9 protein-coding genes are annotated in these 12,897 nt (G+C 40.6%); all 9 read left to right on the top strand.

Annotated elements, in window-relative coordinates:
- The first annotated feature begins 137 nt into the window (after positions 1-137).
- Positions 138-584, top strand: a complete 447-nt coding sequence (locus NLX82_RS19630; RefSeq protein WP_254348837.1) for a hypothetical protein — start codon at positions 138-140, stop codon at positions 582-584.
- A gap of 8 nt (positions 585-592) precedes the next feature.
- Complete coding sequence (locus NLX82_RS19625) at positions 593-1,612, top strand: conjugal transfer protein (RefSeq protein WP_254348836.1); 1,020 nt, start codon at positions 593-595, stop codon at positions 1,610-1,612.
- A gap of 19 nt (positions 1,613-1,631) precedes the next feature.
- A complete protein-coding gene (locus NLX82_RS19620; protein WP_254348835.1) occupies positions 1,632-1,964 on the top strand; it encodes a hypothetical protein in 333 nt (110 codons plus the stop codon).
- A 3-nt stretch (positions 1,965-1,967) separates the two neighbouring features.
- Positions 1,968-2,369: a TcpE family conjugal transfer membrane protein gene (locus NLX82_RS19615; protein WP_254348834.1), complete on the top strand. Its 402-nt coding sequence runs from the start codon at positions 1,968-1,970 to the stop codon at positions 2,367-2,369.
- Positions 2,370-2,401: 32 nt separating this feature from the next.
- Positions 2,402-5,014, top strand: a complete 2,613-nt coding sequence (locus NLX82_RS19610) for an ATP-binding protein (protein ID WP_254348833.1) — start codon at positions 2,402-2,404, stop codon at positions 5,012-5,014.
- The gene (locus tag NLX82_RS19605) at positions 5,007-7,706 is read left to right on the top strand and encodes a CD3337/EF1877 family mobilome membrane protein (protein WP_254348832.1); all 2,700 of its coding nucleotides are present in this window, start codon (positions 5,007-5,009) and stop codon (positions 7,704-7,706) included. Before NLX82_RS19610 ends, NLX82_RS19605 begins: the two co-directional genes overlap by 8 nt.
- Positions 7,707-7,726: 20 nt before the next feature.
- On the top strand, positions 7,727-9,469 hold the full coding sequence (locus tag NLX82_RS19600) for a glucosaminidase domain-containing protein (protein WP_254348831.1): 1,743 nt from the start codon (positions 7,727-7,729) through the stop codon (positions 9,467-9,469).
- A gap of 13 nt (positions 9,470-9,482) precedes the next feature.
- Positions 9,483-9,908, top strand: a complete 426-nt coding sequence (locus NLX82_RS19595; RefSeq protein WP_254348830.1) for a hypothetical protein — start codon at positions 9,483-9,485, stop codon at positions 9,906-9,908.
- A gap of 1,093 nt (positions 9,909-11,001) precedes the next feature.
- Positions 11,002-12,168, top strand: a complete 1,167-nt coding sequence (locus tag NLX82_RS19590; protein WP_254348829.1) for a TerD family protein — start codon at positions 11,002-11,004, stop codon at positions 12,166-12,168.
- The last annotated feature ends 729 nt before the right edge of the window (positions 12,169-12,897 follow it).

The raw sequence follows: 12,897 nt of genomic DNA, 5'->3' as shown, positions 1-12,897 counted from the left end.
CTAATTAATTAATTAGTTAGAATTCACAATCAATTAGTCCGTTGTTTTTTTCTTATTATCTAATTAATTAGATAATATTTTTTCGTTTTTAACTAATTAATTAATTAGCGAAAATTTCGTTAGGAGGTGAGCCTTATTTGGAAAAACAGAAGAAGATCATGATTACATCTCTTGGTGTTGTCGTTCTTCTGATCGTGGCTGTAATGGTGTTGAGGCAACCACAGCAAAGTGTTGATTCCACTGCTTCGATTTCAGGTACGCCACAGGCAAGTATCCAAGAGATTTCTCAGTCCACCCGTCAACCGGCAGCTGAACACCAGGAGACAAAGACTGATGTATCTCCATCTCCGCCATCGCGGAAGCAAGATGAAAGTCATGAGAAGATTAGCGGCATTCTTGATACGGTATCCGATACGGTATCGAGTAGAGCGCCGTCTCTTTGGGATGGAGTTAGAAATGTATGGAGTTGGTTACTTGGCTTCGACACGAAGCACCTTGTGATTCTCGTAATCATTATTTTCGTTTTCCTTGGTTCAATCGGAAATATCAGCAGTGGTTCCAAAAAGAAAGAAAATGGTAGGTAGGTGAACAAATGTTCGGACGAAAGAAAACACAAGACAAGTCAGGGAGTGAGGTAGTCCCACCTTCATCCACAACTCAAAAGAAGATGAAAGAGAAGGCCCCAAAACAAATGATGATGGGGAAGGTCTATCGGATCTTGTTTTGGATATTTATTGGGTTCGTATGTTTACGAGGAATAACTTCCCTAATTACTGGGCCGAAGGTTATTCAACAAGTGAATAACTACGGAAGTCAAATACAAGAGGTACCCATTGGCGCCAAAGGATTTGCTGCTGAATTTGCAACAGAATACTTTACCTGGGATAGCAACTACATCAATAGTCGCAGTAACAGGCTCGCTCAATTCATTACCAACATCGATGCTGATGCTGGCCTGGATGCTTATTCAACGAAGGGACAAAGCGATGTTTTGACTACTGAGGTGACTGAAGCTCGTTGGATTAATAAATCGTTAGCCGAAATTACAGTTGTCGTTCGTCGAAAAGCCACATTACCAAAAGAGAACACTCCTGAGAATAAGTCAACTGAATTGAGTTTAACGCCTAATCCTCTGGATAAAGACAATTCAATTATCAAAACAAATATCGTTGTTCCCGTTACCGTTGTCGGTAACAAGTATGTTGTTCAAAACTATCCTCGCTTTATTGGTGATGAGGAAAAGGCCGACGTTCCATCCACCAATTTAGGAGAAATCGTAACAGATCAGCAGCTTATTGAGAGCGCTAAAAAGATTACGACAAGTGTCTTAACAGCAATGTTTAATAACAAATCTGATGAACTTAAATATTTCTATGCTGAAGGCAGCAAACCAGCAGCTACTTATCAAAAGGTTAACTACTCCTTTCAAAAGGTAGAAAACTTGACGTTGAGACAAGCTGAAACCGATGCTGAAGGACACTACACCATTTATGCAACGGTATCCGTCAAAGGTCCTTCAGGAGAAAATTTTAAAAATGACTGGATCTTAAAAGTAGCATCCAAAGGGAGTGAAATGTATGTTACCTCCATTGGAGATTCTTCAATTCAGTAAAATTGAAAGGAAGCTAGATATGAACAAAGACAAGAAGAAAAAGAAAAAATTAGGTCTTCGCACTATGCTTACATCGCTCGCAATCAGTGCATTTTGGACAACCCCTATTTACGCTGACACTGACACTAAAATTAAAGTCGGTGAAAATTTAGGAAAAGAGCTCTCAGGAAATATTAATCCAGTTATCCCAGGTATTGTACTTGCGGTGTCTGCTTATTTCTTTATTAAACGTGATTGGCCAAAAATGTTTAGTTTTATTGGCATTAGTCTTCTTCTCGGATACTTTTCGAATTGGGAAAGTGTTAAACAGTTGAGTACAACGATCATGCACGCTATTTTTGGTGGTAACTAGCTTATGGATAAACCAAGCGAAAAACCAAGGTTTATCTGTCAAAACTACTCAAAAATTTGGAATTTCGATTTAATACTCTATGCCATTGAGGGAAAAAAGCTCATTTTCCCCCTCAACATCCGCATAGCCGGTATTGCACTTGTGTGCTTTATGGTTTTTTTTGTTATTGGTAAACTGTTACCTTTCATTCCTGGGGGATATACATACGTAGTGTTCCCTTCATTACTGACTTGGTTCATTGCCAAACAAAAGTTGGATGGTAAACCCCCACACAAATGGCTCATGAGCATGGTGTATTTCTTAATGCGGAACAAGGTACTCCGCCGTTATCAGAAGATGCAATACAACAACCATTATGTTTACAAAAGTAAAATTATGTATCGTACCCATAGAGAGCGCATGTAAGTGGCGCTCTTTTTTAAGGAGGTTAACCAGCTTTGGATTTATCAAAAAAACCACAGCGAATCAATGTAGAATTTCCGATTGCTTATTTTGAACAGAATCTTATCTTTACTCATAACCATGAAGCCTGGGCAGTCTATGAATTGAGCCCTTTTGTATATGATCATCTCAGTGACCGGCGAAAGCTTGATAAATTATTTTCACTCTCATCCCTACTAAGCGTGTTTAGCGATAAATTTCATCTGCTATGGCTGCCAGAGGTCCACGATATCTCTGAGCATCACGAACGCTTGAGACAACGACTATCCGGTCCGCTAAGGGATTGGTCAAAACAGATGGTGGATTTTCATGAGGATTACTTAAACTCGATCTACAATTCAGGCATTAATTCGAACAATGTCAAATACAAGGCTTATATCATCGTTTATCTTGCTAAAGGTGAGAGCAGTGACCTAGTTGATCAAATAGAGGGGGTCTACACAGAGGTCAAACGAATCATATCCCGCCCTAAGCGAATCATCGAAAAGTTTACCGGACTGAATGCTCCTGAAATATATGAACATGAATTTCTGTCTTACTTAACTAAAGAAAAACAAATATATAGTCGGATCAGCCGCAAAATCAAATTACTTCGGGGAACGGAACGGACCACCGAATGGCTTATTAAACGCAACTTCTGGTTAGGGATTGCCGATCCTGAATTACGTTCCACCAAAACAAAAGCATGGTCTCCGAAAATAAAAAAAGGCATTCGAAATCGTATGGAAACCCTTATGTATGATTCACGGCAAGTGCTCACTCTAACGGAAGCTGATATTAATGCAAAACATCCACGTCGCATTACATTGACTCAGCCTCATGATGGTGAAGAGAAGACGATTCATCATACATACTTAACGGTGTCCGAATTACCGGATGAGTTGGAAATGCCTGATAACGAGTGGCTATATTCAGCCGCCTTACTACCATTCCCTATGCAAATGAGCATCAAGGTAGATGTGCTTGAATCACGTGAGGCCTTATCTAAAGTTTCACGCAAAAAAATGGAAATCGAAAACCAAATCAAAAATATCAACGAAGCACAAGCCACCGTACCTGAAGACTTGGCGGATAAACATGCAAGTGCTCACTTTTTAGAAGCCGATTACAAGAAAAGTAAAAATCCTACCTTTTTAACGCATGTAACATTTGGACTCTATCATACGGATCTGAATGCTCTGAAAAGTAACGCTAAAATCTTACAAGATCACTTCAAGGATGCTGGCAATATCCAAGTAGCACAGCCTGCTGGTGATCAATGGCTGCTCTTTAATGATTTTATTCCTGGTTCGCCGTTGTACGTGACGGATTACATTCAGCGAATACCACCTGAAACACTTGCTGCTAGTATGATTGGTGCATCGCAGGAACTTGGTGATGAGCATGGTCCATACATCGGCACTACTGGGGATTTGGCCCGTCCAGTTTATATGGACCCAGGACACCCTAGTAAAATCAATCGCAGTCCAAGTATCGTTATTGTAGGTACGCTAGGTGGGGGGAAATCCGTATTAGGTAATCTGCTCTCATACATTTGTGGGACAGTTACAGGAGGAAAAGTGCTTATCCTCGACCCTAAAAATGAACGAACCAATTGGCCTCTGCACCTCCCTGAACTTGATGAAGCTGGTCAAATTCAGGTGACCACCTTATCTTCCGATCTGGAGGATCAAGGGAAACTCGACCCTTTCATCATGCTCAAAGATATTGAAACGGCTAAAGAGGCAGCGGTTGAAATTCTATCTTATCTATCATCAACGGGTACAAACACGGTGCAATATAGTTATATTTCGCGCGCTGTACAGATGGTTGCCGCTGAACCCAAACCATACTTAGCAAAATGTATAGAACAACTCTATAAAATCGGAGAAGACAATAAGCCAGAGGCAACTCTTGTTGCCGAAATTTTAGAGAGTTTTATGACTCTTTCCTTTGCCAAACTGTTATTTGGTACGGGTGAGGAGAAGACAATGAACCTGGATTGTATCTTTAATATTCTGCAAATTGCTAATTTACAGCTTCCAGATCCCCAGACACATACTGAAAATTATTCATTAGGCGAAAAGATGAGTGTGGGTATCATGTTCGCTGTAGCTCGCTTTGCTGAAAAATTCATCTATCACGACCGTGGAATCTTTAAATATGTAATCTTCGAAGAAGCATGGTCCTTTTTATCAAACCATGCTGGAAAAGCGATTGGAAACAAAGTCGTTCGGACCGGACGAAGCTTGAATGGTGGGGCTGTCTTTATTACACAGAATGCTACTGATGTATCCGGTGATATGGCTGGTAACATCGGAATCAAGTTTGCTTTTCGTGATGAGGATACCGAAAAGATTAAGAATACACTTAGTCTGTTTGGACTTGAGCATATCCAATCTAATATTGATATGATCCGTAATCTTAATGGTGGACAGTGCTTGATGCAAGATGTAAATGGCCGCATTGGTATTCTAGATGTAGATTTGGTCTTTACTCATCTGGAAGAAGCTTTTGATACCCGCCCTCCAGCAGAATCAGAACTTACACAAAATGATATGGGGGAGTTTGGTATTCTTCAGGAGTTCCAGCAGCACGTGGAGCAAATGGAAGGTGCGACGTATGAATAAGTTTGGACACCTGAAGCGGTTATCTCGCCTTTTGGTCCTTATACTTTTTACATTCCTTGCGCTATCGTCATCTTCCATTGCTCATGCCGACATTATTGATGATCTAATCCCCAACGATGGAGACAGCTCAGCAAATTACAACCAGCCCGCTTCCCGTTATCAGGTGGAAACTGTTAATCCAGACCGTGGAGCATTAGAAATCGAAGAAAAGGCTCAAGACTCCATGAATGCGTTTTTGGATTTTGTGGTCAGTGGTTGCCTCATGCTCACGATTTACACGACCAAATTTTTTATCTTTATTGCTCAGGAAGCATTTGAATTCCGATACTTCAATCTCATCGTGGACGTTGTGGTTGAACTTGTCCAGAATCTCACCGGGATTCGTTTTGGTAGTTGGGGAGACGGATTATGGGGAGACTTTATAGGCGTATTTATTCAAATAACGATCGTTTATATCCTGTATCTCATGATCAAAGGTCGGTTTTTGGATGGGATGTCTTCGATTGCATCCTTCTTAATCGCACTTGCTATTATCTTGGCATTCTTCACCAATCTAGGACCTTTCCTTAAAGGTGTAAACTCCTTTGGGCAGGATCTTAATAACTCTTTTTATATCACGTTTTCGTCTAATTCAACCAATCCAGGAACTGGCGTCGGAAATAACTCGTCCAATAATGGAAAAGGGGGAGTATCTGGGTTCTCACGGGAATTATGGACTGAAGTTGTAGATCGCCCTTACCAAATGATGCAGTTCGATTCGATGAATGTGGATCCTACTACGCTAAAAAAAGTGCTAAATACAGAACCCGATAGTGAAAAACGTACGAAAGCTTTAAAAGATGCTGAAGTTGATTACCCTCATGTTGCGAAATCGCGGACGCTCTCCAAGTTTGGCATCGTCATCATGAATGGTATTCTATCGCTTATCATTTTAATATGTTTCTCCTATTTTGCTATTTTCAGTATTCTCGGTAGACTCAAAGCTTTGTATCAGTCGGCTATGATGTCCTTTACTCTTTTTGCAGCTTTACTCCCGGGTAGAGGCGGCGGCGTTCCTGCATTACAGCCCCAATTTATCAAATTAATCGGTTCCCTATTTAGTGCCGTTATGGGGTTGCTATTTTTAGATATTTCTTTGGTCTTAGGGCACGGCGTCTTTACCGTCGTACACAAGATAACAAGCAGTTGGTTCGTCTCGCTCGTCATTGAAACAATCACCATTTTAGCAGGCTTTTATTTTAGAAAAGATATTGCTGGCTTTTTGGTTCGAAAAGTTAATCCTGGGAGTGGGGGCGGTATTCAGGTACCACAAAGAAAGCCATCTGTTCTTGCTTATTCCTTTAAACGGAAATTGAGTGATGGCATTTATGACCGTACCGTAGGTAAAGCCGTTTCTACAATATTTGGGGGAAACAAAGGGGCTAATAAAGTTGGTATGCCCCGTAAGTTTAACCCGCTGTCGCTAAACAATGCCAATAAGAGTTTAGATGATGCAACAGCAGCTAGTATGTCCCTGCGGTATCATAACGAAAAGACCGCAGCTGAAGATGTAGCTGCCAGTAGCGGTGAACCTGTACAATATACGCCTTTTGTCAGCAAAGTTAATGAAAACTTGGAACATGGGATGAAGAATCCTTTTCGTGGGCTGGATAAGGAATGGAAAACCGAAAAGGATCGTTTGGCTTCCATCAAATCCGGTGGTGGCAACATTAAAGACGCTATCCTTACAAAGGGTATCCATCCTGGTATGAATGATCAGCAGGTTGCATCCGTTATGTACTCCAATGAAAGTGCGATTCGGCAGACAGGGGCATTTTTTAACGACCGCCCTCAAGAAGCCTCCCAGCAGATAAAGAACGCTAAAAAGCTGCAAGGGAATCCGAAACTTAAAGCCAACATGGACGATTTTTCCATGATGCAGCTGTACAAGAGATACAAACAGGATCAGCGTGATAGTGTTCAGCAGGCCCGGAAAACCGGTGAGCGTGTTCAACAAACTCCATTCGTTCAGGATATGAATTTACGGTTTAAAACTGCTGGCTTACACAATGCATCCCAAATTAAAACCGCGATGTCGAATCCATTGCGACGTGCGTCTATTATCTCTCATTTTTCTGGTATGCCTGAATTCTCAAAGCAGCAAACGAAATTGTTGGATGCGAATGAATCTCTGAATACAATGACGAGATCGACTAGTCTTTCGACTACGCATGCAGGAGTAAAACCTGTATCCATCAAAGGTCCACTGCAATCAAAAGCCAGAGAGCAAATCATCCGGCAGGCTGCTGGGTCGAAAGTGGATACGGTAAAGGTTCCTTACCGAGCGCATATTGCTCCTGAATTAAATACACGCATGGATATGAGCAAAGTCAAGATCAAGGATACAAAACTCCAATCCGCCATGCGTGAGAAGTCTGCAGAAATCAGACGGTTGATGGCAGAGGAGGGCACCAACGAAAAATTGAATGTGGTGAACACCAGACAAGTGCAAATGGAGCAGGCATTCAAAATAAAAAACAAGATGTCTTCTGAAATTACCGAAGCTCTAAGAACGGAAAAGAAAAGTTTGACGATTATGAATAAAGCCAGCAAGGTCGCTGAAGTATCGGATGCCAATATTAATGTGGCGAACAGTATCAAAAAGCGTGCGGTTGAAGCTCGTGGAAAATCGACCTCGGCTAAGAAGGATTAGCGACAGGGGGGTGGATTCCGATGGCTTCCAGGTTTAATTCAAAGCAGATAGCCTCAACACTGGTCAAAAAAGCTGTACAGTCTTATGTAAAGAAGAAGTTTAAATTTACGACACTACTCATTGCAGCCGTGATTGCCTTTTTAATTCTAGTCTTGTTGGCCATCATCATAGTAGTCAGTATTTTAGTATCCAACCAGACTGAAGATTCGTTTGTTTCTCAAAAAATACTGCCGCCCCAAATCTATGTTCAGGGTTTGAAAAAGCACATTACAAGTCCTTATGGGTATCGTACACACCCGATTACTAAAAAAAAGACATTACACTCGGGTATTGATATCGGAGTTCCAGAAGGAACACCTGTTCAAAGTTCAACCGCTGGCACAGTGGAGACCGTAAAATTCCCCATGCCTAGCGACCCAGCTTCGACTCAAAATGCTGGTATTTTTGTCGTTATTTCGAATCCGGACCCGCAGTTAAATCTAAAGACGCGGTATCTCCATCTAAGCCAAGTGTTTGTGAATCCAGGCGATACCGTGGAGGCCGGACAAATTATTGGTTTATCCGGTAATACGGGGAGATCCACGGGAGCCCACTTGCATTTTGAAACTATTCCCGATGGGAAAAAAGCCGTTAACCCGGTGCCGTATATTAATACCATATCTGAAATATTGGACATATCTACGAAAGAAGCGATGTCCCAAAACATTCCCATTACGTTGCCAGCAAGCTCAGACGCTCGCAACTATGAGTCCCCTAAGATGTTATATGTGAACCAGGTCATCATAGGAGATCAGGCCGGAAGCGGGGGAAGTGGTGGCGGGTCGTCTGCTGGGGGGGGAACGTCTTCTAGTGTACCTTATATTCCTGACCTTCCTCCTCCGAATGTGCCGGGTATCGATAAGATGAATCCATTTGTTCAGAGGTATGCTTCCTTGGCTATTCAGGAACAGAAAAGGACAGGTATTTTTGCCAGTGTCACACTTGCACAAGCTGGAGTAGAGTCATCTTTTGGTGCACATAATATTTGTAATAATTTGTACGGCATTAAAGCAGATAGTCGCTGGCGAGGACCTGTTTGTAAGGGGAAAACAACGGAGCAAGAAAAGAATGGGAAGGTTAAAAAAGTGGTGGCTCCATTTCGTTCGTATAGTAGTTTTGAGGAGTCCATTATCGATCATTCTAATTTTCTTCTACAAAATAGTAGGTATAAGACGGCATTATCTCAGAAGAATCCGTATGACATGATTAGAGGTATTGCTAGAGCTGGATATGCAACTAACCTAAAATATGAGCAAGATACGACAGCTATGATGAGGAATCAAAATCTTACCATTTTTGATAATGGAGGTATTGATCCAACTACCGGCAAGCCTTACGTTGATACAGGGGGGATGAATCTACCGATTGGAGAGGGTGGGGGAGGATCTTCGTCTCAAATCTCACCAGGTGATATATTAGCAGATTTACAGGCCGATACGATTACAGTGGTATATGGTGTTGCTCAATACTATGGTAATAGCGCGGTGCGAATTGTTCGATCAGCTGATGGAGGAGTAGACAAGTATCCGATGGAGTATGATGGGCGGCCCATCATTAATTTGGTGAATTATAATAATGTGGTACAATTAAGCCAGTACGCGGGGAAAGAGACTCGTGCGCCTGAAATTCAATTGGCATCTAAACCAGCTGCCATTACCGTAACGTTAAAAATGGATAAAAAGAAAAAGCTATATGTTGCAAATGTTAGCACCAATACAGATTAGAGAGGGTGTGCCTATGAGCGCGATCAAAAATGTACTTTCGCAGGATCTATTTTTTGTGTTGAATTTTGAAATGACTTATAAGGGTGCCCAGCGGTGGTTTGCAGATGCCGGCTATGCTATGAGTGATATTGAGTTATTTAAAACCCTTGTCTTTTCGGAACAACTGCCTGAGGATCATCAATTTGCTCTTCTTAATTTGGTAGTGGACCGTTATGAAAATGTGTTCTTCCAGGCTAATCGAGTTTTTGAACATAATGCCGATGATGAAATCAACGATACCCATGCTCCAATGCATCAGTTGGTGTTGCATATCCTGCGGGAGCGGATTATTCATGGGGAGGAGAATGCTTTGATTACTCTAGGTTTGGCTCTTATAAAGGACAAGCAAGCAACGGAACCGCAATACTCGGCTTTGCATTCCTATTTTGATACAATTTAATTACTCATACAGGCGACCATGTGGTCGTCTTTTTTCTTTTTAGAGTCTTCAGTATCGAAATGAACCAAACCAATTAGGTGATGATTCATAAGCATGCAGGTCATAAGGGATATTCATCTTCAGAAACGGGTCTTATTTTTCTAGGGAAACAGCCACTGAAATACTATTAAAAATTCAGAATCGTTAAACACCTATTTTATCTTTATATTTTTATTATTTATAATATTTTTTCTTTTATTTTTCAGTATGTTTACTGTTTTAAGGGAAGGAATATCTTAGTAAAATCAATAGATTCATAGGGTTAAAGGCCAAGTCAACGTGAGTGAAAGGCCACACCAAGGCGAGTTAAGGGCCACATTGCCGTGAGTGTAAAGGCCCACGTAGAGGTGAGTTAAAAGCCACGCAGAGATGAGTTAGCGGCCACATCAACGTGAGTATCGTCTATATTTGTGGGTCTTACTTCAATGTATACACTAGACCCCCCTATTTATTTATAAAAAATACTCACCTTGGCGTGGCCGATCACTTGAATTAGGAGCTTTGTTACTTTTCTTGCTGCAATATACTCACGTTGGTGTGGCTTTTCCCACCGGGTATCCCACCCCAATCCATTACATTGATACATATCTTTTGGAACTGAGTGACCATATGACTCACGTTCGTGTGGCCTTTAGATAGTTAAATCGATCTCAAAGCCCCCTACAAAGACCACGCCAACATGAGTGTATTATCTGTCCAAAGTACAGTACAATCAGATTAACGATTGGGACAAGAGGAAGTTGGCATGGCCATCGAAGAACAAATGGAATTTAATTTTGAACCAATGTGATATCAGATCACTTTATTGTATCCGAAGCGAACGCACTTATTGAAGCACGAACTAACCTAACGCTCCATGAAGAGCGAATTATATATATTTTAGCCTCACGGATACATTATAGGAGAGGGGGGATACACTTCTTAATGCTCCTTCTTTAAGGTAGGCAGAATGCAGAGAGTCACTCTTTAAGATGTCTTTCTCAATTTAATACACGTGTGCTATACTCGGAAAATATAACATTCAACGCAACCAGCCTATCTAGGAGTGATTAATGTGATCATCGCAAAGGGCCAAAAAATAGATGTTACAGAAGGGAGGGATTTTGAGGATATCGCGATTGGACTCAATTGGAAAACTATATCTTCGGAGATTGATATCAATGCATCTGCATTCCTTTTAAATTCTTTGGGCATATGTACACGAGACGAGGATATGATCTTCTATAACCAGCAAATAAGCAGGGAACAGGCTGTTAGCCATTCTGGTCCCGCAGATGGATCTCTGGAGGTCATTCGGATTTCAGTAAAAAAGATCCCTTTCGATATTGAAAAGATTGCCTTCACACTTACTATTCATGAAGGTGAAACGACAGGTCAATCCTTCTCCAATGTCAATGATGCCTTATGTCGTATATATAATCCTGTGAGCGGAGAAGAGGTTGCAAGTTTTAACTTTGGTGAAGAGCTCAATAAAGAGACGGCCATTGTCATAGGGGAACTTTATCTTCATAAAGGAGAATGGAAATTTAACGCAGTGGCTAGTGGGTTCAACGGTGGTCTTAATGCACTGGTAAAAAATTTTGGTCTTGAAGTATCTGAAACGACACAAAACGAAATACCTGCTGAAGTCGATAAAGCCCCACTCACAATTCCTAAAGTGGTAACACCAATGAAACTTGAGCTTAAGAAAAAAGAGAGTATCAACATACATAAATCAGAGAAAGTTACAGCCACTCTAGAGTGGGAGACCATGAAGGATTTAGATCTATATTGTTTTTATGTGACGAAAGATAATGAAGTAGGAAAAATTTATTACCGCAATCTCGGTTCCCCACATAGTGCGCCGTATATTCAACTTGATGGAGATGCTTTGGTTCACGGCAAAGAAACAATTATAATTCATCAACCAGCAGCCTTACGTTTTGTTCTATTTGCCGCCTATAGTGCAGTCAGCAATGGTTTCGGCAGCTTTAAATCCATGAAAGTTCGGGCTGTTGTTGATAATCATCAAGGGCAAGTTATCGCAACTCCTCTTCATAAGAGAAACAGCTTTTCGTATTGGGTAGCTATTGCTCATATCGATTTTACTGGACCCAATGAAATGATAGTCAGCCACGTAGAGAAATATTCTCGCAGCATGGTGGAACGTAGCCCACTTCTGTATGAAGATGGATCGTTCAAAATGGATGTCGGAAAAGAGGAATTCAAAATAAATTCTTAACTGTTGTTTGTTGAATAAGCCAGCCACACCTGTTAGAAGTTTCACGATAACCATAAAAATAAAATTTTGATAGCTTGCCAGACAAATGGCAGGCTTTTTTTGTTTAATGTTTTAAAAAAAAGTGATTCCCCAAGAAAGAGTCATCCCTCTATATGTAATCACATTTATAGATACTGCTATTGAGGCTTTAAAAATGCCATAATTGAAGATTTACAGAATGGCAGGAAGCTAGATAGGGCTGATGCAGAAGAATTATTAATTCTGGATAAAAAAAGGCCGCTTCAAGGGTATGAAGCGGCTTTTTTCTTTTATCTTGCAAAGGTTGTTCTATTGTTTATCTAATTTCATATATCTTTTAGGAGGTGGTGTTCATTGAAGCCATTTTAAAACCTTTCACCAACACCATAAATCAATATCTTTTTTTAAAACAATTAATTAAAAACATAAAGATAACACCCTTCGTTAATACCTTTTTATAGCACGTTTTATTTCACTGAAACCCTTGGTAATACTGAGGTTTTAAGATTGTAAAAAATTGAAAACAGAAATTCAATCTCAGAATCCAAAGTGTAAGATTTTTTATTCAGATGCTATCCAACGTAATAAAGAGTCATCAACTTACTATACACTATAAGATTTGAGCTATCCCAACTAACAAAATAATTATTAACAAGGACCAAAAATATAAACACACACAAAAAAACGTTATCCACAGCTTATTTTAAAAAG

The organism is Paenibacillus sp. A3M_27_13 (genome assembly GCF_024213315.1).
GTDB lineage: Bacteria > Bacillota > Bacilli > Paenibacillales > Paenibacillaceae > Paenibacillus > Paenibacillus polymyxa_B.
Note: the sequence above shows the minus strand (reverse complement) of the source record. Positions and strands in the feature narration are given on the sequence as shown.